The organism is Enterococcus termitis (assembly GCF_001730305.1).
Taxonomy (GTDB): domain Bacteria; phylum Bacillota; class Bacilli; order Lactobacillales; family Enterococcaceae; genus Enterococcus_L; species Enterococcus_L termitis.
The window spans coordinates 271,872-297,883 of the sequence record NZ_MIJY01000012.1 but is presented as its reverse complement, the minus strand read 5'-3'; the positions used below and the strand labels follow the sequence as shown (position 1 = coordinate 297,883).

22 protein-coding genes and 1 other annotated feature (1 of these 23 only partly in view) are annotated in these 26,012 nt (G+C 38.6%); of the genes, 13 read left to right on the top strand and 9 right to left on the bottom strand.

All coding sequences use genetic code 11. The features are described 5' to 3' along the window. Positions 1-7: 7 nt before the first annotated feature. The 5 genes from BCR25_RS08800 (at position 8) to rihC (ending at position 6,481) form a co-directional block, all read left to right on the top strand. Positions 8-769 (top strand): ABC transporter permease, encoded by a 762-nt coding sequence (locus BCR25_RS08800; protein WP_069663245.1) that lies wholly within the window; start codon positions 8-10, stop codon positions 767-769. Positions 770-888: 119 nt separating this feature from the next. Further along, positions 889-2,019, top strand: a complete 1,131-nt coding sequence (locus BCR25_RS08795) for a glycerol dehydrogenase (protein ID WP_069663244.1) — start codon at positions 889-891, stop codon at positions 2,017-2,019. Positions 2,020-2,193: 174 nt separating this feature from the next. Beyond that, positions 2,194-4,785, top strand: coding sequence for a bifunctional lysylphosphatidylglycerol flippase/synthetase MprF (mprF, locus tag BCR25_RS08790; RefSeq protein WP_069663243.1), 2,592 nt, complete (start codon positions 2,194-2,196; stop codon positions 4,783-4,785). A 328-nt stretch (positions 4,786-5,113) separates the two neighbouring features. Next, entirely contained in the window at positions 5,114-5,431 is a 318-nt protein-coding gene (locus tag BCR25_RS08785) for a hypothetical protein (protein ID WP_069663242.1), read from the top strand. Between the two features lie 126 nt (positions 5,432-5,557). Next, positions 5,558-6,481, top strand: coding sequence for a ribonucleoside hydrolase RihC (gene rihC, locus BCR25_RS08780; RefSeq protein ID WP_069663241.1), 924 nt, complete (start codon positions 5,558-5,560; stop codon positions 6,479-6,481). A gap of 107 nt (positions 6,482-6,588) precedes the next feature. Here rihC and BCR25_RS08775 read toward each other — a convergent pair whose 3' ends face one another. The 4 genes from BCR25_RS08775 to hisJ form a co-directional block, all read right to left on the bottom strand. Continuing rightward, positions 6,589-6,930 (bottom strand): DUF4260 domain-containing protein, encoded by a 342-nt coding sequence (locus tag BCR25_RS08775; protein ID WP_083242622.1) that lies wholly within the window; start codon positions 6,928-6,930, stop codon positions 6,589-6,591. Next, positions 6,930-7,337 carry a MerR family transcriptional regulator gene (locus BCR25_RS08770; RefSeq protein ID WP_069663239.1) on the bottom strand — a complete coding sequence of 136 codons (408 nt, stop codon included), beginning with the start codon at positions 7,335-7,337 and terminating at the stop codon, positions 6,930-6,932. Before BCR25_RS08770 ends, BCR25_RS08775 begins: the two co-directional genes overlap by 1 nt. Positions 7,338-7,665: 328 nt before the next feature. After that, positions 7,666-10,302, bottom strand: coding sequence for a YfhO family protein (locus tag BCR25_RS08765; RefSeq protein WP_069663238.1), 2,637 nt, complete (start codon positions 10,300-10,302; stop codon positions 7,666-7,668). 296 nt (positions 10,303-10,598) lie between these two features. Continuing rightward, complete coding sequence (gene hisJ, locus BCR25_RS08760) at positions 10,599-11,429, bottom strand: histidinol-phosphatase HisJ (protein ID WP_069663237.1); 831 nt, start codon at positions 11,427-11,429, stop codon at positions 10,599-10,601. 236 nt (positions 11,430-11,665) lie between these two features. On the opposite strand from hisJ, the gene BCR25_RS08755 reads away from it, so the two are divergent. After that, complete coding sequence (locus tag BCR25_RS08755; protein WP_069663236.1) at positions 11,666-12,319, top strand: helix-turn-helix domain-containing protein; 654 nt, start codon at positions 11,666-11,668, stop codon at positions 12,317-12,319. A gap of 34 nt (positions 12,320-12,353) precedes the next feature. Here the strand turns inward: BCR25_RS08755 and BCR25_RS08750 are convergent, their stop codons facing one another. The 5 genes from BCR25_RS08750 to serC form a co-directional block, all read right to left on the bottom strand. Beyond that, positions 12,354-13,601 (bottom strand): glutamate-5-semialdehyde dehydrogenase, encoded by a 1,248-nt coding sequence (locus tag BCR25_RS08750; RefSeq protein ID WP_069663235.1) that lies wholly within the window; start codon positions 13,599-13,601, stop codon positions 12,354-12,356. Between the two features lie 19 nt (positions 13,602-13,620). Then, entirely contained in the window at positions 13,621-14,415 is a 795-nt protein-coding gene (gene proB / locus BCR25_RS08745; protein WP_069663234.1) for a glutamate 5-kinase, read from the bottom strand. A gap of 344 nt (positions 14,416-14,759) precedes the next feature. Further along, complete coding sequence (locus BCR25_RS08740; protein ID WP_069663233.1) at positions 14,760-15,998, bottom strand: DUF1015 domain-containing protein; 1,239 nt, start codon at positions 15,996-15,998, stop codon at positions 14,760-14,762. Next, positions 15,998-17,185, bottom strand: coding sequence for a 3-phosphoglycerate dehydrogenase family protein (locus BCR25_RS08735; RefSeq protein WP_069663232.1), 1,188 nt, complete (start codon positions 17,183-17,185; stop codon positions 15,998-16,000). Before BCR25_RS08735 ends, BCR25_RS08740 begins: the two co-directional genes overlap by 1 nt. Then, positions 17,186-18,277 (bottom strand): 3-phosphoserine/phosphohydroxythreonine transaminase, encoded by a 1,092-nt coding sequence (gene serC / locus BCR25_RS08730; protein WP_069663231.1) that lies wholly within the window; start codon positions 18,275-18,277, stop codon positions 17,186-17,188. A gap of 286 nt (positions 18,278-18,563) precedes the next feature. On the opposite strand from serC, the gene BCR25_RS08725 reads away from it, so the two are divergent. From BCR25_RS08725 to gltX, 7 genes are all read left to right on the top strand, one after another. Continuing rightward, positions 18,564-19,949 carry a hypothetical protein gene (locus BCR25_RS08725; protein WP_069663230.1) on the top strand — a complete coding sequence of 462 codons (1,386 nt, stop codon included), beginning with the start codon at positions 18,564-18,566 and terminating at the stop codon, positions 19,947-19,949. A gap of 111 nt (positions 19,950-20,060) precedes the next feature. Then, entirely contained in the window at positions 20,061-20,540 is a 480-nt protein-coding gene (locus tag BCR25_RS08720) for a dCTP deaminase/dUTPase family protein (protein WP_069663229.1), read from the top strand. A gap of 104 nt (positions 20,541-20,644) precedes the next feature. Beyond that, the gene (gene radA, locus BCR25_RS08715) at positions 20,645-22,015 is read left to right on the top strand and encodes a DNA repair protein RadA (protein ID WP_069663228.1); all 1,371 of its coding nucleotides are present in this window, start codon (positions 20,645-20,647) and stop codon (positions 22,013-22,015) included. 92 nt (positions 22,016-22,107) lie between these two features. Continuing rightward, complete coding sequence (locus BCR25_RS08710; protein WP_069663227.1) at positions 22,108-23,250, top strand: PIN/TRAM domain-containing protein; 1,143 nt, start codon at positions 22,108-22,110, stop codon at positions 23,248-23,250. Then, complete coding sequence (gene ispD / locus BCR25_RS08705; protein WP_428839343.1) at positions 23,210-23,962, top strand: 2-C-methyl-D-erythritol 4-phosphate cytidylyltransferase; 753 nt, start codon at positions 23,210-23,212, stop codon at positions 23,960-23,962. Before BCR25_RS08710 ends, ispD begins: the two co-directional genes overlap by 41 nt. Before the next feature lie 9 nt (positions 23,963-23,971). Next, a complete protein-coding gene (gene ispF / locus BCR25_RS08700; protein ID WP_069663225.1) occupies positions 23,972-24,445 on the top strand; it encodes a 2-C-methyl-D-erythritol 2,4-cyclodiphosphate synthase in 474 nt (157 codons plus the stop codon). A gap of 15 nt (positions 24,446-24,460) precedes the next feature. Then, entirely contained in the window at positions 24,461-25,918 is a 1,458-nt protein-coding gene (gene gltX / locus BCR25_RS08695; RefSeq protein WP_069663224.1) for a glutamate--tRNA ligase, read from the top strand. A 2-nt stretch (positions 25,919-25,920) separates the two neighbouring features. After that, positions 25,921-26,012 (top strand) — a binding site (T-box leader) (it continues 110 nt past the right edge of the window).

The window sequence follows — 26,012 nt, the reverse complement described above, 5'->3', positions numbered from 1 at the left end:
GACGAACATGACTGGAAAACTGATTTTTAAAATGGAGCTATTTAAATTTTTACGAGATAAAAGCTTTTTGATCACGGCTGGAGTTATCGGCGTGTTGAATATTATTTTGTCATTATTTGCATTAAGTGCTGTTTCAGCGTTCTCAGATTCTTATTATGAGTCTAGCGCTACTGCGGCACTTTTAGGGACAATGGGTGTGATAGGCTTTATTGTTATCTTTGGAAATATTATTTTCGCCTACGTGTATCCATTCCACATGATTTCAATGGATTATAAGAATAACGTAATGGCAATGATGGTCGCTTCAGGCGTAAACAGAAGAAAGTTATTCTTTGCAAAAATTGGTGCGATCTTCATTTGCACGATTGCGTTGATGCTGTTGATTGCCTTGATTCCAATGATTCTATTTTTAGTAAAATTAGTGCAATTAGATGGTTGGGATAGCTTTGTTGAAGGGCTGAATTCAATGTTTTATTATACTGAACTAAGCTTTGGTAAATTGATTTTTTCTGGCTTATTAAGCTACTTGAATATGCTGATGGTTATTGCTACTGCTTGTATTATTATGAAAGGAAAAAATCTTTCCTTCTTACTTTTCATCGGCTTCAATATTCTTAGTACATTTGTGACTGGAATCTTGAGCATGATCTCATTTTCATTTGATTTTAGTGTCACTGGAAGTTATATTTTCCAATTGTTCTTAACGGTTGTTTCAATCGTTGTGTTTGGTTATATTTCTTTAAGAACGTTGGAGAAACAGAATTTATAGACGAACAGAAATAAAGCTGAGGAAAATTTTCCTTAGCTTTATTTGCTATTATTTTTTAGAAGTCAGTAAGAAGATCTGTTGATCGATGAATAAAAATTGAAGATAGGAGTTGTCCAGATATGAGAAAAGCATTTATTAGTCCGGCAAAGTATGTTCAAGGGGAAGATGAGTTGCTGAATTTGGGTTATTTTGTCAGTACATTTGGTAAAAAGGCGTTATTGATCGCTCATCCAGATGATATAAGTCGTGTAAAAGAGAAGTTGGACCAAACAGCTGCAAAGTTTTCCATTTCATTGATACCAAGTAATTTTCAAGGTGAAGTAAGTGGTCGGGAAGTTGCTCGTTTAAAGAAAGTTGCAGCCGAAAATGAGTGTGATTGTGTGGTTGGTCTTGGTGGCGGCAAAGCGATCGATGCAGCTAAATGTGTGGCAGAAGGACAGCGTTTGATCGTTGTGCCGACGATTGTGGCGACAGATGCGCCCACAAGTCATTGTGCGGTTCTGTACACGGAGGATGGACTATTTGATCGCTACGTTTATTTTGTCCAAAATCCAAGTGTTGTTTTAATTGATACAGTTATTATTGCGAATGCACCAACCCGTTTTTTGGTTTCAGGCATGGGCGATGCCTTATCAACTTATTTTGAAGCTCGAGCAGTACGTAATGCGTATGCAAATGTAGATGCAGGCTTAGCCTGTGGAGCACAGGATGGTTCATGTCCACCTGCTAAAGGAACGAATGCAGCTTTTGCTCTAGCAAGCTATTGTTATGAAACGCTGCTGGAAGACGGTGTTAAAGCAAAAGAGGCTTCAGACAATAATGTAGTGACGCCTGCTTTAGAAAATATCATTGAAGCCAATAGCTTACTTTCAGGCTTAGGCTTTGAAAGTGGTGGTTTAGCAGCAATTCATGCGATTCACGACGGCTTATCGGTACTACCAAGTGCTCGGAGTGCGACGCATGGTGAAAAAGTTTCGTTTTGTACGATTTGTCAGTTAGTTTTAGAAAATGCACCAACAGAGGAGCTACGTGAAGTACTGGATTTTTCGCTGTCAGTCGGGTTGCCAGTTTGTTTAGCTGATATAGGGATTGAAGAAATCACAGAGGCAGAATTAACAGCAGCTGCAACAAAAGCATGCGCTAAAGAGGAGCCTATAGAAGCGATGCCTTTTCCAATTACGATCGAGCAAGTGAAAGCAGCAATCGTCGTTGCAGATAGGCTTGGTGCAGCGCATAAAGCTAGCAAATAGACGGATAAAGGTAGTTAATGAGTCGTTGGATAAAGCTCATCGACTGCCTTTTTTTTGTAAAAAATAAGGAGATTTCACAACGAAAGTGGAAAAATAAACAGTTATACGCTAACATATAAAAAGATGTAAGAAAAAAGCTTGTATAAGTGAAAGGTATGAAAAGGTGGTGAACAGATGAAGAAGAGTGTGAATCAACTTGTTCATTGGATGAAAGAGCACAGTTTATTGTTAAAATTGATTTTTCTTGGTTCTGTTTTGATTTTTGTAGCGAATCAGGTGACTCATATTGTACAAGGAATGACGTGGCAGGATGTTTTTCAGACCATGGGACAGCAAAGTCGTGTTCGTCTTATCGGTATGATTGCAGTTGGCTTGGTCGGTGTATTGCCGATGTTTTTATATGATTTAGTAGTTGTCAATGTTCTTGAGGAGCAAGGGAAGCCTAAGATGGATCGCTGGGAATGGTTTGTATCTGCCTGGGTCACGAATACGATCAATAATCTAGCAGGCTTTGGCGGAGTAGTTGGCGCAACATTGCGGGCGAATTTCTACGGCAAGGATGCTTCGCGGAAAAAGGTTGTTGCAACTGTTTCTAAAGTGGCGCTGTTTATGATCTCCGGTTTGTCTATTTTATCGTTTATTGCATTTATTGATGTTTTTTTTATCCGACCGGATAGTTTATTTCGAGAATATTGGGTTTGGCTGCTGGCAGGCAGTTTGATTGCACCAGCGCTGTTTTTATTTACTCAGCTAAAGAAATATACGTTGTTTAAGGACTTTTTCCCAAAAGGTATTTTTCTTTTATTTGGTGCATCGTTAGGTCAATGGTTAGGTGCACTGTTTGTCTTTTTAAGTGTAGGTGCGTTGATGCAGGTTAAGGTATCGTTGATTTCTGTTTATCCGATGTTTGTGATCGCTACACTTATTGGGATGCTGACGATGGTGCCTGGTGGGATGGGAACATTTGATGTTTTGATGATTTTAGGATTATCTCAGTTAGGTGTGAGTCAATCGACCGCAGTTGTTTGGCTGATTTATTACCGTCTATTTTATTATGTCTTGCCGTTTATTACAGGAATTTTATTGTTCGTGCATCAAACAGGGATCAAGATCAATCGCTTCTTTGATAATTTGCCGCGAATTTTTTCTCAAAAAGTAGCTCATTTTATTTTAGTTGCAGCTCTGTATTTTGCAGGGATTATGATGGTACTATTGTCTACAATTACGAATTTATCGAATGTCAGCAGGCTGTTTAAATTTCTTTTGCCGTTTTCTTTTGATTTTCTAGATCAAACCTTCAATATGCTGATCGGCTTTTTATTGCTGGGCTTGGCGAGAGGGATTTCTATGAAAGTGAAAAAGGCGTATTGGCCGACCATTGGACTGTTGATATTTGGGATCGTCAACACGATTTCGAGGACGGCATCTTGGCAGTTGATTGTAGTATATTTAGTCATTTTATCTGCCGTATTTTTAGCACGAAAAGAGTTTTATCGGGAGAAATTTGTTTATTCGTGGGGTGCTTTAGCACTAGACGGAGTTTTGTTTAGTTTTCTCTTTATTATTTATGCTGTTGCGGGTTACTATAGTTCACATCCGCATAAAACTGGACCGCTTCCGCACATGTTTTTACTATTTCCATCGGATGATGTCTGGTTTTCGGGTTTGATTGGCTTGGGGATTTCGATGATCGGTTTGATCACCCTGTATCAATACTTGGCAGATACGCCCATCAGATTAGGAGAATCATATCAAAAAGAACGTTTGGATGCGTTGATCAGTAAATATGGCGGCACAGAAGGCAGTCATTTACTTTATTTAAAAAACTATGTTTATTATTACTATCAAGAAAATGAGCAAGATGAAGTGTTGTTTGCTTATCAGATCAAAGCGAATAAATGTTTTATTTTAGGTGATCCTATTGGTAATCAGGAAAAGTGGGCGCAGGCGACATTGGCTTTTATGGATGCGGCAGATTTACTTGGCTACCAAGCTGCCTTTTACCGCATCGGTGAAAAATATACGATGATCCTACATGATTTAGGGTACAATTTTATGAAAGTTGGCGAAGAAGGGCTTGTTGATTTGTCTCAGACAGAAACAGTTCCAACCGCTTTAGCAACAAACCGCATGGAGTTGCAGCATCTAACCAATTTAGGATATACCTTTACAATGTATCATGAGCCTATTTCGGAGGAGTTGTTTCAAGCGTTAGCAAAAGTATCGGAGGAGTGGTTAGGAAGTCGGCGAGAGCGTAACTTTGTCAGCGGCTGTTTCGATCGAAGCTATTTATCGTTGAGTGATGTAGGAATCGTAAGAAATGAGAAGCACGAAGTAGTTGGTTTTATTACAGCTAAACCGATCCAGCTGAGACAACAGATGTCTTATGATTTATTGCGTTATTCGAGTGATGTTCCTGAATATTTAACTGATTTCATGTTGACTCATTTTATAGAGGAGTATCAAAAGCAGGGATATCCGCTTGTTGACTTAGGTACAGCTCCTCTTTCAAATGTAGGAGAAACAAAATATTCATTTTTAGAAGAACGTCTAGTCAATATTTTTTATAAGTATGGGGATCAAGTCTATGGTTTCAAAGATACAAGAAAAGAAAAAGAGCGTTATGTAAGTCATTGGCAAGCGCGGTATTATGCCTATTCTAAACAAAGTAATGTGTTGTTTTCATTTATCCAGTTAGCTTTATTGGTGGAACGTGGCAAGGGTGAAGGGATGTCTATCGTGGAAGAAGCGATGATTATTTCCTAAAAAAACAAGAGACTGGGACATAATTCTATGAGTGACAATCTAGTCATTTAGAATCCGAATAAACGGCGGAAGCAGAAACAACCTCTTCGGAAACAAGCTGAAAGTGCTGTGAAACACAGTGAGACACGAGCGGATGTAGAACAGTACCTACTACACTGTGTTTCGATCTCATCACTCTCTAAGTGTTAAAGTCACTAAGAATTGAAGGACGTAGTTCTCGGGATTAAACGTTTCTATCCCAGCCTCTTGTTGCCTAACCTTAAGTACTACTAGCAAAAACATAAGAATAGCGTATAATAATTTAAAAAGGGGAGAGATTGAGAGACGTATGAAACGAATAAAAGTACATACAAAATCAGAACTATTGGCTGAATTGAAAAAGAAAACAGATGAAATTCTTGTCGAAGGTGATCTCACTCAAAACCTTGCAGAAATAAAAAAAGGGCAGCTGAATTACACAGAAACAATGGGGGTTACTGGCGGCAGTGGCGTTATATTTGAATACGGTATCAGTAAGATTTTAGAGCTGTTTGATCCGTCGCCCAAAGAAGATAAAATAGTACGCAGACATATTGAGCGCTTGTATGTGATCAAGCAGTTAAGTGCAGCGTCATTTTTATTGCATTTGAAGCAGTTAGATTATTGAACGTGAAAGAAGACGGGAGCAGAGATGCTTTCTGTTTTTTATACTAAAAAGGAGCACTTTGACGAAGATGAAATCATTTGGGAGAAGGTTTTACTAAATCAAAGTCTAAAGGAAGGATAAGGTAAAGTGAAAAAAACAAGAAAAATCATTATCGATACAGACCCGGGAATTGATGATGCGGTAGCGATTGCTGCAGCATTATTTGATGAAAGTCTGGACATCAAATTATTTACAACGGTTGGAGGAAACGTCAGTGTAGATAAGGTGACGAAAAACTTGCTTAAGTTGTTGGCTTTTTGGAACAAAGATGTTCCTGTAGCGATCGGTTCAGGTCGTCCGTTGCTTCGTGAAGCAATCGATGCAAGTGAAATCCACGGCAGTACAGGAATGGATGGATATGATTTTGCAACGTCTAAATATGAGCTGTTGACGAAAAATCATGCAGTGATCGAGATGTATAAAGTATTGATGGATTCGAAAGAAAAAACGACAATCGTAGCGATCGGTCCATTAACAAATATTGCGTTATTATTGAGAATGTATCCAGAATGTGTGGAAAGAATCGAAGAGCTTGTGCTGATGGGCGGTTCTTTAGCCAGAGGAAATACTGGTGTACTTTCCGAGTTTAACATTGCTGCAGATCCAGAGGCTGCCAAAATTGTTTTTGAAAGCAATTTAACCTTAACAATGGTTGGCTTGGATGTGGGTGAGAAGGCCTTGATTTTAGCAGAAGATTGCCAGAAACTTAAGAAGATGAATAAAACTGGTGATATGATCAATCAGCTATTTAATAGCTACGGCAGTGGCAATATGGAGGTTGGTTTACACATGTATGATGGCTGTGCAATCGCCTATCTGCTGGCACCGGAAATGTTTGACGTAAGGGAGACGTACGTTGCGATCGAAACCCAAGGGGCACTAACTGCTGGGGCAACATTGGTTGATTTGAATGGATATTTAGGTAGGAAAGCCAATTGTCGTGTTTGTGTAGATCTGGATAGTGTGCAGTTCAAGCAATGGTTTTTTGATGCAATTGGGAAATGTGATTAGGATAAAAATAGTACAAGGGCAATAAAACAAGCAATTTTAACGTCAAAGACTTGAGAAATAAGCTGAGGGCTGTAAAGCTCAGTTCATTTCTCAAGTCCTTTTTTTAGTTATTGTAAGTGGGTATGCTGAAAGCTGTCTGGGTATTTCAATCCATAGCCTAAAGTACGATCCATAAAAATATGTGTAAAAAGGATAAGTGCTGGCATCAGGAAGAAAGTGTTTTGAGTAAGCAGACCTAACGTAAATGTAACGGTGGGCAATACTAAATTATGGACAGTGTTGTATACATAAGCTCCAGATTTATTCCCAAGAGCATAACCGATTATTGATAAGTCAGGGATAAATAGAAAGATTAAAAAATATACCCAGCTAAATTTAAAAATAAAAAAGTATAAAAATATACTAAGGCTGAGTTGACTGATCGCTTCCAATTTTAAAGTTAGTTTCATTAGAATTCCTCCTCAAACAATGCTAAATGTGTCATGATTTCCTCTTCTTCATTTGGCTCGTTACGAATGACAATATCTTTGATAGCTGCTAATATATGGAGCGATTTCGTCAAAAATGCTAACTGGTCTTTGCTTGCATCGATATAATGATCCAAAAAACGCAGAGTTTCTTCCTTACAGGCTAAACTAGTCTCTTGCCTTTTTATATCCATCATAATTTTTATATCGTTCAATGGCATGGACAAAAGCTTTAGTTTTAAAATAAAACGGATATCCTTTATATCTTGATCCGTATAACATCTATAACCATTCATACTTCGGACAGGTGTTAATAGTCCGATGGATTCATAGTATCTGATTGTTTCTTTTTTAAGACCAGTAAGTTTGGATAATTCATTTATTTTCATACCAATTCCCTCACTTCATTGTTAGTATAAGCATGATAACATTGAAGTGAACTAGAATGTCAAGAGGTAAAAGTGTAAAGCTATGTACGTACTTTGTAAGTAGAGGGCTTTTTTTTAGTTAACTAAAAAGAGATTAGGATACAACTCGAAGAGTTGTATCCTAATCAATTGGAATCCGAATAAACGGTGGGAGCAGAAGCAATCCCTTCGGAAATAAACTGAAGTTGTTGTGATTCGATCTGATTGATCTCTAAGTGTCAAAGATAGTAAGAATAGCAGAACTTGGCTCTCGGAGTTACTCGATTTTGTCCCAGAGCCCTAAACGAATTTACTTTCTTTTCCGTCTTCGTTTCTTTGGTTGTACCAATGCCAATTTAGGTTTATTGATTACCCGTACATACACCACAAAACTGCCAATACAAACCACAAATAGAATTGCTCCGAGTAGGAATCCTTCTGGTAAATAGACAAGCTTGATCGTATGTTCTCCGCTAGTGACAGGGAAGCTGACAAAGGCTTTTTTGAAAGCAGAGACAGGGACTTTTTTCCCATCTACATATGCTTTCCAGCCTTTATCATAGGGAATCGTTGTTAGCAGCACTTGATCGTTGTCTGCTGTGACAGTTCCAGTTACTTTTCGTCCTTTGGCAGTTAGATCTGCGCCTTTTTCTTGAATAGCTTGAACAGATTGTTCAAAGGCTTTTGTATCCATACCGACTACTTTTGGCTCCATAAAGCTGACAGCAGTTGTTCCATAAAAGCTCACAGTAAATGTTACTGTTGTCGGTGTATCGTAATAACCGAGATTGTAATATTGTCCAGTAATATTGATCTGAGATTTCTGGCTTGTCCCATTTACGGACATAGTTGCTGTTGAGCTTTCTAATTGAGCAAAATCAGTTGGAAACAAGCTAAGGTAGGCTTGGGTGTTTGCGGGTACATCCACTGTCCAAGTAATATCTTTCGCTATGTTGTTTTGAACTTCTTTATAAGTGACAGTTGAGCCGTTTTGCTCAATTTTCACGTTGTTTTTGTTGATGATTGTTGGTTGATAAAAGGTAAAATAATCTTGTTTTTGATTAGCTAAAGCATTGAAGAGTTCTGTTTGACTCGTTAGATTATCGTTGGCGGGCTGTTTCACAGAATAAATATCTTTATCTGCCAAAAAGCCTAAGGGTAAGGCATTACTATTTTCGTATAGTGAAAACTTACCAGTTTTATCGGTTGCGAGAAAACCAAATTTCAACGGATCACTCTCTGAAATATTGTATTTGATCCCTACCAAAGAATCCATCAGCAACGTATTGTTTTGGTAACGAATATTCAGTGCTGTTCCTCTTGCGCGGAAGCCCAAGTCATTCAAATAAGAGGAAGAATGACGATTCCGAATCGAAGAAAACAGACTGACGCCACTGTAACCATAATTGATACTGTCATTAGAAGAAACAGAGTCCAGATTTTCTAGACGATAAAAAGAATCATTGTCTTTTTTTGTTTTGTCTACTAATGTTTTGATCGTTGGATAGGGCTCACTATATAAACTGCGTGACGCATAATGCCAATCATCCAGAATCCCTTTTAACATAGAATTTGTGTTGATAAACGCTTCTGTTGACACAAGCATCAATAATAAGATGATCAGATAATGCATAGGTATTTTTTTCAACTGGTAAAAGGCGATTCCAGCGAGATATAAGAGTAGAAATACCACAGTCAAAATAAAAGCAGAAATCGGAATATATTCGTAGCTAGTTACACTTTTTGTGCCCTCTGCTAGAGCGAATACGGCAATCAAGATAATGGTCGTTCCTGCTAAAAGGCCTAAATCATCCGTCTTAAATTTCTCAAAGCCATAACCTGCTAAAAGTACGACTAAGAAAGAGAACAAGAAGCTATAGCGGAATAAGAACATATTCGGCGCATGCATCCCATGCCAAAATAGATTTAGTGGCGTGATATAGAAACTGGCAATCAAAATAACAAATAGACTACCGAATAATACTTTATTTTTCCAAGGAATCTCTTTTGTGACAAAATAAAAAATACAGAAAATCAAAGGAAGTAAGCCGACATAAATGAAAGGAATCGAGCCATATTTTGTCGTATCATAAACACCGATCATATTTTTCATGACAATATCCCAAAAAGCTGTTGCTTCTGTTTTAAAATTAGTGATTTGGGAGAGTGTTTCTCCATTTGCCCGCAAGTCAAGAACTGCAGGTAAAACTAAAATCATTGAAGCGCCACCTGCTAATAGGGAGGTAAGTCCATAGGAGACAATTCGTTTTTTGTGTAGCTTCCAATTTGTCAACGTTCGGGCGATGAAATACAAGAATGAAAAAATTCCGATCATAAAGCCCATGTAAAAATTGGAAATAAATAAAAGCAAGTAGCTGACAAATAGAAGTGTTGGCTTTTGTTTATCCATCAAACGATGTATCCCCAGCACAACCAATGGCAAGTACGTAAAGGCGTCCAGCCACATGATGATCTCCGAATGTGCGGTGGCAAAAGACATTAAGGCATACGGCACGCTGAGCATGACATGGCCCCATTTAGGAATCTTGTATGTATTTTTTGCGAAGACCCAAAATGCCAATCCAGCTGAACCGATTTTCAATAATGTGATCAAATAAAGCGCATCAGGAATATTTTGATTTTTAAAAAATAAAACGAGCGGAGTGAAAAGACCGCCAAGATAATAGGAAATCAACGATAGATAGTTTAAACCAAGAGAAGCATTCCATGTATAAAAAATACTCTGCTTTCCATGAAGCACATTGTTGAAACTTGCATGAAAATTGGAAAACTGTGAAAAGGAATCACTCGCCATCACACTGCGGCTGCTTCCAGGATAAATACCAAGACTTAAATATATAATGACCATTACAAAAAAAGGAATGAAAAAGCTGGCGGTCATATAAGGCCAGTTTTCTTTAAAAAATGCATGTATTTTTTTCTTCATAATCGACCTCGCAACGTAATAAATAGACTATCTATAGTTTAGCATATCCCTCGAAAAATTGATTGCTAGAAAGTGAAAATCTAGAAAAATTTAACTCTTCTGAGAAATTCTTATTTGTTTGGAAACAAATGTAATGAAGCGACGAAAATAGAGGAGAGTAGGTTGAGCAAATGCTTCAATACATCTCGATGCAGGAGACAATGAAAAGCTGCGTTTTAGGTGACTGAGGTATAGCTCTGAAGCTACATCCCAGTCACCTCCAACGCTCATAAACAGTTTAGGTAAAATCAAGGTATCTATTGCAAATAGTGTTCTACTTTTGAATAACTGCGACCAACATCCATCAAGGCATGCGTATCTGATCCATAAACCAAGGGAATGCCCAAATCAATCGCTTTTTCGGTTATCCACACCTGTGGATAACTCTGTTGATAACCTTGTTTATAAAATCCGGCAGTGTTTAAATCAAGGCTATAATTTTCTTGCTTCACACGTGTTAAAAGGGTGTGGACAAGTGCTTGATTTTTGGGTGAATAATCAACGGGTTCATCAAAGAAGTTCTGAAACTTCTGGCACAAAGAGATATGTCCTAAGCGCGTTGGTTTCCAAGGACCGAGATCCGCTTCTAATGATGCTAAGACCGTTTGATAGTACAGTGTCTGTGCCTTTTCAAAGCTACCTAAATGCTCAACGATCCCAATTTTATATTCATCAAAAGAATAATCGATTCCACGCAATCCACCGTCTCCTTCAAGGAAATGAACAGATAAAATCCCATCATCTGTTTGTGGGCCATATTCTGCTAAAAAGTCCTTTGTCCAGTCTTTAAAATCAGAAAAATAATCTAATTCAAACCCAATGTGGATAAGAATGTCAGATGCATACTTTTTACGCAAACTATTCATTCGTTTAAAATAGTTATCCACATCATTTAGCGCCATCGAGGCAGTTGTCCACACATCAGGATCGCCAGCTGCCTTTTTTTCTATGCCCTTTGGCAAAGGTGCATGTTCTGTAATGCTGTACTCTTTAAAGCCCAGACTGATTGCCTTTTGAATGAGCAGCTCAGTATCTTCGACATTTCCATGAGGACAATATTCTGTATGGGTATGACCGTCACGTTTCATAAAAGAACCTCCTTTGAGTTGTTGTTCCAGCTTATGAATAGTGTATCAAAAGGTGTTCCAATTGTATATCGACAGTAAAAATACTGGGTTCTTTTTGGTATACTTAAGCCACAAACAAACGTTGATTTATCAGTAATCTACAAAACATAGAGTCACTGACTTAGCTGATTCTACGAATAAAAGGTAGTCTAATCGGGCTGTTTATCATAAGTTAGTAAGTGAAAGGAGCACATAAAGTGGAATTAAAAACTCAATTAAAAAAATATCGAACAAGGAATGAATGGACGCAAAAAGACTTAGCAGAAAAAGTAAACGTCTCAGATAAAACGATCTCAAGTTGGGAAACTGGACGAACATATCCAGATATTGCGATGCTGATTCAGCTAAGTGAATTGTTCGATCTTACCTTGGATGAATTCATGAAGGGAGATGCAAAGATGATTAAAAAAATGGATGTCGATTTAAAATTAAAAAAAGTCTACAAATATGGATTGATTATTCTTTTAGTTCTTTTGGTTAGCGGAGGTATTTTTTTGAACGTATACCAATATAAAAACCAATGGGTCGATCGGTTCAACCCATTTATAGAAATGAAAATCGGTTATGCTACGTTGCCTACGGCAGTAACGTATAACGGCGGAAAAGAGTACGATGAGAGTAGTGAAGCGCCTCAATATCCAGATCCCTACAAAGATATTTGGGTGTTAGATGATCCATTTGGTGAGTCACATAAGCTGACGTTTTCTGGAGGACAGGCACCAGAAGGAAAAAACTATGCATTGGTTCAGCATAAAGGCAGCTATGTTCGACGTATGTCATTTGTTTCTTGGGAGTCCATTCCGGGAATGTACCGAGATATCATGAACCAAGAATACGTAAAAATACCTTAAAGACGCATCGTCTTTAAGGTATTTTGTTATAAAGTTATTTACGATATTGCCCTTCACCATAAACAATATATTTAGTAGACGTCAATTCAGCTAAGCCCATAGGACCTCTGGCGTGTAATTTTTGCGTACTAATCCCGATTTCTGCACCAAAGCCAAAAACAAAACCATCGGTAAAACGAGTAGAGGCATTTGCATAGACAGCGGCAGCATCAACCTGTTTCAAAAACTGTTGTGTAGCAAAATAATTATCGCTGATAATACTTTCTGAATGTTTGGTGTTGTATCGGTTGATATGCTGGATTGCTTCGTCTAGAGAATCAACTACTTTTACTGCTAAAATATAATCGTTGAATTCTGTTGCCCAATCTTCTTCTGTTGCTGGAATGGACTGTTCAAAAATAGAGCCGGCACGTTCATCTGCACGCAGTTCTACGTTGAACTCATTCAAAGCTTTTTCGATCACAGGTAGAAAGGTTGCGGCAACGTCTTTATGAATCAGTAAAGTTTCTGCTGCATTACAGACCGAAGGACGTTGGCACTTTGCATTGACGATGATGTTTGTCGCCATGTCTAGCTGTGCCTCTTTATCGATATACACGTGACAGTTTCCTGTACCTGTTTCGATCACAGGAACGGTTGCTGTTGCTAATACTGTTTTGATCAAGCTTGCACCGCCGCGAGGAATCAGAACATCTAAATAGTCATTTAATTTCATTAATTGTTGAGCGGTCTCACGAGAAGTATCATCGACAAACTGAATTGCGAAAGGAGATGCTCCGTTTTGTTCAAGTGCTTTTTGTAAAACAGTAACGAGGATTTGATTTGAGTGAAATGCTTCTTTTCCGCCACGTAAAATCACTGCATTACCTGTTTTAAAGCATAAGCTTGCTGCATCTGTTGTGACGTTTGGTCTTGACTCATAAATAATGCCAATAACGCCCAGTGGAACACGCTGTTTTCCGATCATTAAGCCATCTTCGTTTTTCCACATTTTATCGACTTCACCGATTGGGTCAGGTAATGTTGCTACTTGGCGGATACCGTCTGCCATATCTTTGATCCGCTCGTCGGTCAAGCGTAAACGATCCAGCATTGTATCTGTAATGCCGTTGTCTTTTGCTTGAGCAAGATCTTTTTGATTTTCAACTAAAATGGCTTCTGTATTTTCTTCAAGCGCATCTGCCATAGAATGTAAGAGATCGTTTTTTGTTTTAGTGTCTAATAGTCCAAGCTGATACGCTGTTTCTTTCGCTTGTTTTCCTAATTGAATTAAATCAGTCATAAGGCTTTCTCCTTTCAAGCTAGATGAATAATGTACCGATTATTTTACCTTCTAAAATATCAAAGATAATTTTTGGCTGTTTTCCATTGGCTAAAATCATTGCGCCGTTATGCTCTAACACTCGCTCGGCTGCTTTCAATTTACTGTACATGCCGCCAGTTCCAAAACGACTGCCCTTTCCGCCTGCCAACTGTAAAAGTGCATCATTGATTTCGTTGATTTCAGAGAACAGTGTAGCATCTTTATTGGTGTTTGGATTGTCAGAAAAGAAGCCGTCGATATCAGACAACATGATCAACGCATCCGCCTGGATCAGCTGAGCAACGATAGCAGATAGCTGATCATTATCCCCGAATTTTGTTAGATGGTCTAATTCATCGATCGCTACAGTGTCATTTTCATTGATTACTGGAATGATGCCCATTTTAAGTAATTGATCCATCGTATTGGTTACATTTTTGCGGCTTTCAGGAAATTCGATGACATCTCTTGTTAGTAGCAGTTGAGCGATTTGCTGGCTGTAGGTCAAAAAGCGTTGATTATAAATGTTCATCAATTCCGCTTGTCCGACGGCAGCCACAGCTTGCTGTTCAGGTATGGTTGGGGGACGCTTGTCCATATTTAATTTATTTAAGCCAACACCAATTGCACCCGAAGAGACTAAGATGATTTCCTTTCCTTGATTACGTAAATCAGTCAAGGTGAATGCCAGCTGATCGATTGCACTTAAATTGATATTGCCGTTAGGATAAATCAAGGTACTTGTGCCTACCTTGATGACGATCCGTTTTGCTTCTTTTAATTGTTTTCGCATGGTTAACCTCACATAGATAGTAATGAAAAAGATAGGACAGAAGAGTGTCTCTAAAGTGCAGTATCAACTTGGCTGTCGTCGTTTTTTACAACAAATAAGAAGGAGCTGCTTGTGTCTCTATCAATTATTTGTATTTTAAGAGACTGGATTGTAACTCATAGAGTTATATCCAATCACCTAGAATCCGAATAAACGGTGGAAGCAGAAGCAACCCCTTCGGAAATAAGCTGAAATTCACAAAAATTTGAAGAGCAATTTCTGTGAATTCCTTCTTATTTCTTGGGGTTAAACACTTCTATCCCATCCTACAATACTTAAATTAATTCTATTCTACAGCTTTTTGTTTAATTTGTCTCTAAATCGTGAATAAATAATCCACTTAGTAATTTTGGTTCAAACCAGGTTGATTTTGGCGGCATGATTTTTCCAGCGTCTGCTACGTTCAACAAATCATCCATTGTGGTTGGATAGACTGCAAAAGCAACTGACCATTTGCCGCTATCTACAGCTTGTTCCAGCTCGTCCATTCCACGAATACCGCCAACAAAATCGATTCTTTTGTCAGTGCGCACATCTTGAATATCAAAGATATCAGCAAACACATGGTTCTGAAGCAGAGAAACGTCTAATCCATCAACAGGATCGTCAGATAAAATTGTTTCTCTTGCAGTTAGCTGATACCATTGTCCAGCTAAATACATACCAAAAGTTTTTGGCTGATCAGGTTTACCTTTTGCTGCCTTAACGATAGTAAACTTTTTCTCTAAACGTTCAAAAAAGTCTGCTTTGATCGGTACGTTTAGTATGCGATTATAATCTAAAATTTCTAATTCTTCTTTTGGAAAAATTACAGATAAGAAATAATTAATTTCTGCTGTATCTGAAGCGTCGGACAAGCTTTCTTTTTTCTTTTGACCGACTTTTACGGCAGATTCTGTTCGGTGATGCCCATCTGCGATATACAAGACGGGTACGTTTTGAGCAAAAGCAGTAACTAGCTGTTCGATCACTTTGTTATCATCGATGAGCCAGACACGGTGGCTGACTTCATGGAAGCCAGTAAAATCATAAACAGGTGTTTGCGATTTTTTCCAATCATCCATCAACTGCTGAATCAACTCATTTCGGCGATACGTTAGAAAAATTGGGCTGGTATTTGCGTCACAAGCTTCGATATGACGGATACGGTCAACTTCTTTTTCCGGACGTGTAAATTCATGTTTTTTAATTTTGCCGTCAGTATAATCGTTAATGGATGTACAGGTTACTAGACCAGTTTGTGCGCGTCCATTCATAGTTAATTCATAAAGATATAAAAGTGGCTGCTCATCTTGGATCAGCCATTGCTTTTGTAAAAAGGCCTGTAAATTACTTGCGGCTTTTGCATAGACCTGATCGTCATAAGGAGACAAACTTTCAGGTAGATCGATTTCCGCTTTGTCGATGTGTAGATAAGAATAGGGATTGTTCTCTCCAAGATCTCTCGCTTCTTGTGAACTAAGGACATCGTAAGGCAAGGTTGCAATTTGTTCGCTGAATTCTTTTTTAGGGCGCATGCTTTTAAAAGGATGGATCAAGACCATTAATAGCTCACCGCCTCTGTATTTTTAATTGTCCGAACACGAACGATATTTTCTGCGGCTTGAATTTTTTCAGCAGCGGCAGCGATTTTTGCTTCGTCAGTTTCGGCGATATCAAGGATCGTGTAGGCGAAGTCTTCTCGGCTGCGGTTGATCATGTTGTCGATATTGATATCTAAATTAGCAATACCTGTTGAGATTTGACCTAGCATATTCGGTACGTTTCTATGGATGATCGTAAAGCGAAATGGCGAATTGAATGACATCTCCACTGTTGGAAAATTGACTGAACGCTTGATATTGCCGGTTTCCAAGAATTTTTTCAATGTTCGAGCAGCCATTTTCGCACAGTTTACTTCGGCTTCCTCAGTGGAAGCACCCAAGTGTGGTAAAACCAATATTTTTTCATTATTTAGTAATCGCTCATCTGCAAAATCAGTGACAAAATTGCTGATTTCGCCAGCTTCGATAGCAGCAATCACCGCTTCCGTTTCGACTAATTCACCACGTGCAAAATTCAATAAGACAGCGGTCTTTTTCATTTTTGCTAATTGTTCTTTTCCAATTAGATGGTGAGTATTTTCAGACAAAGGAACGTGAACGGTGATAAAATCACATGTTTTTAGCACTTCTTCCATACTTTGTGCTCGTTTGACACGGCGAGAGATGCTCCATGCTGTATCGACAGAAACAAAAGGATCGAAACCTGTCACTTCCATGCCTAAACGGTAAGCATCATTAGCAACCATCGCACCGATTGCTCCTAAACCGATCACACCTAATTTTTTTCCTTCAAGTTCAGTTCCGGCAAATTGCTTTTTCTGTGCTTCTGCTTGTTCTTCTGCATCTGGACCTGTTAAGGTTTGGACCCAGTTTGCCCCTTTTAAGATTGGCCGAACAGATAGCAGCAGGCATGCAATCACTAATTCTTTTACGGCGTTTGCATTAGCACCCGGTGTGTTGAAGACCACGATCCCGTCTTCTGTACATTGTTTAACAGGCACGTTATTTGTTCCAGCACCTGCACGAGCAACTGCTAAGACAGAATCTGGAAAGTCATAGTCATGGAGTTTTTGGCTGCGCAAGATAATACCAGCAGGTGTTTCTGTTTGATTGATCGTAAAGTTTTGCTCATCGAAACGTGCTAGACCAACGGACGCGATAGCATTGAATGTTTTAATATCGTACATTTATTTTGTTCCTCCATTTTCTGCTTCAAATGATTTCATGAATGTGATTAGTGCTTCTACACCCGTTTTTGGAAATGCGTTGTATAGGCTTGCCCGCATACCGCCAACAGAGCGGTGACCTTTAAGATTTTCAAAACCAGCTGCCAGAGCTTCTTGATTGAATTGTTTGTCTAACTGGTCATCTCCAGTGATAAAAGGAACATTGTTGATTGAGCGGTCTTTTTTATTGACGGGTGAAGAAAAAAGCTTTGATGAGTCGATTTCATCATATAAAAGAGCTGCTTTTTCCTTGTTTTGTTGTTCCATTTGGCTCACGCCGCCTTGTTCTTTGATCCATTCAAAGACAAGTTTAGCCATGTAAATGCTATAGGTTGGCGGTGTATTGTACATTGACCCGTTTTTGGCATGGACATCATAGTCCAGCATTGCACTTAAAACATCGACTTGTCCAATCAAGTCTTCACGCACGATCACGACTGTCAGACCAGCAGGACCAATGTTTTTTTGTGCACCGGCATAGATTAGTCCAAAGTCTGCTACGTTATAGTTTACAGACAATATATTTGAGGACATGTCAGCAACAATAGGTACATCTCCTGTATCCGGCAAATCATAGATCGTTGTGCCTTCGATCGTATTATTTGTAGTGATGTGTACATATGCGGCATCTTGCGGAATGTCTTCTTTACGAATTTCAGGAATATAGGTAAAATTTTTATCTTCACTTGAAGCAATGACTTCAACAGTGACGTTTTCAATTTTTTTAGCTTCGCTGATGGCTTTTTTTGACCATGAACCTGTGTTGACATACAGCGCTGTTTTGTGCTGTGCTAAATTTAAGGGAACCATAGTAAATTGCATACTGGCACCGCCTTGTAAAAATAGCACTTTATAATTATCAGGAATAGCCATCAATTCTCTAAGTAGGGTTTCTGCATTTTCAATGATTGTTTCAAAAAGGGAGGAACGATGACTCAACTCCATTACGGACATGCCGCTGTTTTCGTAATCCACCAATTCGGATTGTGCTTTTTCCAAAACACTTTTAGGTAAAACGGCGGGACCAGCTGAAAAATTGTAAACAGTTTTCATACATCTATCTCTCCTTTGATATGCTTTTTATTCACTATTTTTGTATAGTAAATGTGAAAACCATTATAACAGAAAGCTTAAATTAAAAAAAGATTAAAAAGTAAGTTTCGCTATTTTTTTCACAAATTTTTTCAAAATGAATAATATAGGCTAAAAATTCCTTCATAAATTGGAAGTATAGGCATATTTTTGCGTAATTGACTGCAGATCATTTAGGATTGATTTTACTTTTTTTCTGAACGTGGTAGACTACCTACATACAAACCGTTTTAAAGGAGATTGAACCATGTCAAAACTAAAAGGATTCGTGCGCAGTGCACTACAAGTTGCGCCGTTTATTTTATCAAATACACTTACTATTATTCCTTATTTTTTATTTTTAAATTTGAATGACGGACTGACCTTAGAAAAGGTGCTGCCCTTTGTTTTATTTTATACGTTTCGAATGACAGGGATTTTCTTGTTAAAGAGTTTTAAACTGGCGTTGACGAGTTTCAACATTTTGATTATTTCTATTCTGATTGGTGGCGCAGGATGCTTTATTGGTGTGTTAGGTCATTTTTATTTTCCTGCATATTTGCTTTCAGCTGTGTTGATTGGTCTTAGCACTTCTTGGTTGCCGGCTGCCAACACTACAGTGAATTATCATGAAAAACATCAAGGAAATTCTACTTCTATTGGTCGGAAATATTTATTTATTTTATTGATTTTAGGCGGCGTAATGGCTTCCATGATGTTAACGAAAGAGTGGCGAACCACAGTCGTTTTAGGTGAATATGTGCTGCTGTACGTTGCTGCTTATCATACTGTGACTCATTATCCCGATTATGAAATCGACTTTAATGAAGTGGATCAGCAGGTGATTTCTGTTAAAGAATTCTTCTTGTTTTTAAGCTTTTTTATTTTACTACTGTTCATTCGTTCTGCACGTTTATTGTTTGATTCTCAATTATTGGATATCGGACTTATGGGCTTTTCAATTTTGTTTGTCATTGCTGCATGGTATCTGAATCGTCAAAGAAAGATGTGGAAATTACCGTTGTGGATGAATCTGCTGACATTTGCTAATGGTATGTGTATGAACTTTTTGATGTTGTTTGGGACTTTTTATGTGGCGATACGTTTTGGGGCCAATCGTTTGATTTTTAATTTATATTTGCCTTATATTTTTGGCATTATCTGTGCTGCGTTTTTTATTAAATTGCTTTATCGTCTGTTTTCAACAGTCGATCCTAAGCTCGTTCATTTGGGCAGTTACATCGTATCGCTACTCTTTCTTTTGTCTTCTTCACTTTTTCCGGTAGGGATTCTTTTATTGAGCTGTACGATCAATGCGACAGGCGCTTTCTTGAATCGAAATTATTATCAAGAGGAAGTTTTGCCGCAAGATCAGCGAATCATTACTAAATATAGTACACAAACTAAGGGAAGTATAACACATCAGCTATTGATGATGAGTCTGCTGTGGGTTTTAGCTAAACAAGAGGAGTTGCCAGTTAAAACAGTGCTGCAGATCACAGGTCACCGGACAAAGAATCCAACCGCTGTTCACCTAGTAGAGATGGTGCATATGGTGAGTATAGTAGGGTTGATGTTATTCTTTTCATTTATTGTGTTTATCGTGATCAAAAAAGATTCGAGTGAGGAAAAAAAGCCAATTGTATCCAAATGATGTGAAAACAGTAAAAAAGCACAAGAGAATATTAAAGATATGATAAAACTAAACTGGGACCGCAAGGAATATGGTAAAATAAAAATAGTTTACAAGTAGAGGAGCTTTTTAATGAAACAACGAGGATTTGAAATTATTTCTAGTTATAAAGATCAAGGGATCTCACTTCCCAAGCGTGCGACAAAAGGTGCTGCGGGCTATGATTTTGAAGCAGCTGAACGAGTTGTTGTGCCAAGTATCTGGCAGCAACAGGCGCAAGGAATTGCTCCAAAACCTATTTTGGTAAAAACAGGAATTAAAGCATATATGGCAGAAGCAGAGTATTTGGAGCTGGTGAGTCGATCATCTAATCCGTTAAAACGCTTTTTGATGCTGGCAAACGGTGTAGGCGTAATCGATCGTGACTATTATAATAACGAAGGCAATGAAGGTCATATCATGTTTCAGTTCATTAATTTTGGCTATGAAGACATGGTGATCGAAAAAGGAGAACGAATCGGTCAAGGCATTTTCAAGCCATTTCTTTTAGCCGATGGTGATGACGCAGAAAACGAACGCACAGGCGGTTTTGGATCTTCTGGTAAAAACTAAGATAAAGTTACTGAAAAACTGCGTATTTTAATAGTGGCAAGTCTTGGTCGAAGAGACCGATATTATGGTAAAATAAAGAATACATCAAAATGAGGGGACAGCATATGGCAAAAAAAGCAAAAGTTCAATTTGAATGTCAAACTTGCGGGTATATCTCCCCTAAATATTTGGGCCGTTGTCCGAACTGCGGACAGTGGAACACGATGACTGAAGAAATTATTCAAGATACAACAGACCGTAGAGCTAGAGTTAGTTTGACGGGGAAGAAAACACAGCCGCAACGCTTAGCTGAAGTAGTTCCTAAGAAAGAGCCGAGAGTCAAAACAAAGCTGGTGGAACTGAATCGTGTTTTAGGTGGCGGTGTCGTTCCCGGGTCTTTAGTATTGATTGGCGGAGATCCAGGGATCGGTAAATCTACGCTGCTTCTCCAAGTATCGCAGCAGCTTGCTGAAATAGGCGGAAAAGTTCTTTATGTTTCTGGTGAAGAAAGTGCCGAGCAGATCAAAATGCGGGCTGAGCGTTTAAGCTCGATTGACACAGAGTTTTATTTATACGCTGAAACAGATATGAATGAAATTTCAAGAGCCATAGAAAAACTTGAGCCGGATTACGTCATCATCGATTCTATTCAGACTATGACACAGCCGGATGTGACTAGTGTTGCGGGTAGTGTCAGTCAAGTAAGAGAAACGACGGCAGAGCTTTTGAAGCTTGCTAAGACCAATGGAATTGCCATTTTTATTGTCGGTCATGTGACCAAAGAAGGATCGATTGCAGGACCTAGAATGTTGGAACATATGGTAGATACTGTTTTATATTTTGAGGGAGATAAGCATCATACATTCAGAATATTACGAGCAGTCAAAAATCGTTTTGGTTCTACTAATGAAATCGGGATTTTCGAAATGCGTGAACATGGTCTTGAAGAGGTTGCCAATCCGTCACAAGTCTTTTTAGAAGAACGTTTAGCAGATGCAACGGGTTCTGCGATTGTTGTGGCAATGGAAGGAACAAGGCCGATCTTAGTAGAAGTACAAGCGTTAGTGACACCTACTATGTTTGGAAATGCAAAGCGAACGACAACTGGATTAGATTTCAATCGAGTGTCATTGATTATGGCTGTTTTAGAAAAGCGTGCAGGATTATTACTGCAAAATCAAGATGCGTACTTAAAAGCAGCTGGCGGCGTTAAAATCAACGAACCAGCTATTGATTTGGCTGTAGCAGTCAGCATTGCATCAAGCTATAAAGAAAATGGAACGAAGCCGACAGAATGTTTTATTGGTGAAATCGGCTTGACGGGTGAAATTCGCCGTGTCAATAGTATTGAACAGCGGGTGCGTGAAGCCCAGAAGCTAGGCTTCACTAAAATTTATTTACCCAAGAATAATTTAGGTGGCTGGACACCGCCAGAAGGTATTGAAATCGTTGGTGTGGCTACGATTGGAGAAACATTAAGAAAAGTATTTCAATAGGATTTTAAGTAGCGTTCAGCTTAGATATGGAGCGAATGCTGCTTAATCTTCTTTAAATGAAGTATCAATATAATATATTGGAGGATGAATCTATGCAAAAACGTGTCATCACGTTGCTGATGATCGTCGTTGGTGCAAGTCTGGGTATTTCATTATTACCGATGGCTTGGGAAATGGCGCAGCAAGCGGATAATACATGGCTGAACAATAACTTTACTAACAGTTTGATTGGTGCACTTATTTTCTTTATTTTATCGTTAGGGTTAGCGAAGTATATTGTATCAGGCGTAAAAAAAATAGAAACTGCATTAAATGAATTAAGCTTGACCTATCTTTTATTCGGTAGTGTGGGAGTGATCATCGGTTTGATTATTGGGGCAATTATTTCGATCCCGATGTATAACTTGAACATTCCTTTCGTAAATAGTGTATTGCCGATTTTAGTCATGATCATTTTCGGTTATCTAGGTTTTCGAATGGGAACAACCCGAATTGATGAGTGGCGTAAAATTTTCACCCCGAAACAAAAGAAATTACAAGCTGAAAATGATGGACAGGTTTTAGAGCGTAAAGTAGAAGATCATTTCCATAAATATAAGATTTTGGATACAAGCGTGATCATCGATGGCAGAATTTACGATATTGCTAAAACTGGTTTTTTAGAAGGCGTTATTTTAATTCCTAATTTTGTTTTATATGAATTACAATATATTGCTGACTCTGGTGATAGTCTTAAACGTGTACGCGGACGTCGTGGATTGGACATTTTAAATGCATTGCAAAAAGAAGATGGAATCTCTGTTGAGATGTATGACGGCGATTTTGAGGACATCTCTGAAGTGGACAGTAAATTGATCAAATTAGCTAAGCTCTTAGATGGTGTTGTTGTGACGAATGACTACAATTTAAACAAGGTTTCTGAATTTCAAAATGTTCCAGTTCTTAATATCAATGCGTTGGCAAATGCAGTCAAACCGGTAGTGATTCCAGGTGAGACGATGAATGTGATGGTCGTAAAAGCCGGGACAGAGCGCCAGCAAGGTGTCGCTTATTTGGATGATGGAACAATGGTGGTTGTGGAAGACGGTCAGCATTATATGAATGAGCATATTCAAGTTGTGGTAACAAGTGCGCTTCAGACTGCTGCGGGTCGAATGATTTTTGCAAAACCTGCACATTCTGGTCGAGGAATCGATGATAGTAAAGAAGAAAATAAAAACCATGAGAAAAGCTGACAATAGAGACAAAACGCTTGATTATGAAGTCATTTTATTAGCAGCGGGACAAGGAAAACGAATGGGCGCCAGCCGCAATAAAATATTACTTCATTTAATAGGTAAACCTGTCATTTCATATTCACTGCAGACCTTTTTAAACGATCCAGCCTGTAAACACATCATTCTTGTCACACAGGAAGATGAACAACAGTTATTGGCAACAATGGTGAAAAAAGAAACGAAAAGAAATCAATGTCCTGTCACAATCGTATCGGGTGGATGCGAGCGCCAATACAGTGTTTATAATGGATTGAAACGCTTGCTCAATCCAGAGAATATTGTAATGGTCCACGATGGTGCGCGCCCTTTTGTAACCTTAGCGCAACTAAAGTCGTTGCATCGGAAAGTAGTCAAGACAAGAGCTGCAATTTTAGGCGTTCCAGTCAAAGATACGATCAAACGAGTGGTTGATGGAATTGTTCAAGAGACGGTTCCACGTGAAACATTATGGCAGATTCAAACGCCCCAAGCTTTTTATGGTACGGATCTATTAGCCGTTCACGAGCAGGCAAAACAAGAGGAATATCTAGGTACGGATGATGCTTCATTGATTGAGAAGTACAGCAACTTAGCTGTTTCTATGGTATTAGGTAGTTATGAAAATATCAAGCTGACGACACCAGAGGATATGCTGACTGGTGAAGCCATCGTAAAAAGAAAAAGAAGTTAGGTGAAAAACATGATACGCATTGGACAAGGGTTTGATGTTCATCAATTAGTTGAAGGACGTAAATTGATTATTGGCGGTGTAGAGCTGCCTTTTGAAAAGGGATTATTGGGTCATTCAGATGCAGACGTATTGCTACATGCAATTACAGATGCTATTTTAGGTGCGGCAGGTCTTGGCGACATTGGGCATTTATTTCCCGATACGGATCCAGTCTTTAAAGATGCCAACTCAATCAAGCTTTTGCAAGAAGCAAATCAAAAAGTTTTAGCTACCGGCTTTACTATTGGCAATATTGATTGTACAATTTTAGCTGAGCAGCCGAAAATGAAGCCGCATTTGGAGAAAATGAAAGAAAACATTGCTGCTGCCTGTCAAATTGAAACAAATCAAATCAATTTAAAAGCAACAACGATGGAAAAAATGGGTTTTATTGGCCAAGAAGAAGGCATGGGAGCGATTGCGGTCGCTTTACTTGAAAAATAGAAAGAGGAATGCACAATGACAAAAGTACGTGTACGTTATGCACCAAGTCCAACTGGACACCTACACATCGGAAATGCAAGAACAGCGTTATTCAATTATTTATTTGCCCGTCATAACGATGGTGAATTTATTATCCGTATCGAAGATACAGATCAAAAGAGAAACATCGAAGATGGTGAAAAAAGTCAATTAGAAAACTTAGCATGGCTAGGTATGGACTGGGATGAATCACCTGAAAAGCCTGGTGAATACGGTCCTTACCGTCAATCAGAACGTGGCGAAATCTACCAACCGCTGATCGATCAATTATTAGTCAGCAATCGTGCGTATAAGTGTTATTGTACGGAAGAAGAACTAGAAACAGAAAGAGAAGCACAACGTGCCCGCGGCGAAATGCCTCATTATTCTGGTAAGTGTGCAGAATTGACACCATCTGAACAAGCAGAAAAAGAAGCGCAAGGCCTTAAACCAGTTATTCGTTTCCGCGTACCAAGAAATACGTCTTATACATTTAATGATATGGTCAAAGGTGAAATCGTTTTTGAATCAGACAATATCGGTGGAGACTTCGTTATCCAAAAACGTGATGGTATGCCAACCTACAACTTTGCTGTGGCTGTTGATGACCATATGATGAAAATCACACATGTTTTACGTGGAGACGATCATATTGCCAATACACCAAAACAATTGATGGTTTATGAAGCATTTGGCTGGAAAGCTCCTGAATTTGGACATATGACACTGATCATCAATTCGGAAACAGGGAAAAAATTAAGCAAACGTGATGAATCGATTTTACAATTTATCGAGCAATACCGTGAGCTTGGGTACTTACCAGAAGCGATGTTCAACTTTACTGCACTATTGGGTTGGTCGCCAGTTGGAGAAGATGAAATCTTTTCACAGGATGAATTGATCAAAATTTTTGATCCAGAGCGCTTAAGCAAATCTCCAGCTGCTTTTGATGGTAAAAAACTTGAATGGGTCAATAATCAATACATGAAACAATTAGATTTAGATGTGTTGACAGATATGTGTATTCCTTATTTAGTGGCGGATGGACGTATTGAAGCAAACCCAAGTGCAGAAAAACTTGAATGGTTGAAAAAAGTTGTCAGCTTATATCAACCGCAAATGAGCTACGCTGCTGAAATTGTTGATGTATCAGATCTTTTCTTCAAAGAGCATCCAGTTTTAGATGACGCTGCGAAAGAAGTCTTAGCAGGCGAAACAGTACCTACTGTATTAGCTGCATTTAAAGCACAATTAGAAGCAATGGATGTTGTTGATGTTGAACATATCAAAGCAGGAATCAAAGCAGTTCAAAAAGAAACTGGCGTAAAAGGCAAAAACTTATTTATGCCGATCCGTGTCGCTGTTTCAGGACAAATGCATGGTCCTGAATTAGGAGATACGATCGAACTTTTAGGAAAAGAAAAAGCGCTAGACCATTTAAACAAAGTCTTATAATCAAAAATATATCGAGAAGAAGAAGTAAAAAAGAGCGTGTCTTTAGAGAGACTGTGGGTGGTGAAAACAGTTGTCGGCCCTTTTTGAAATGCAT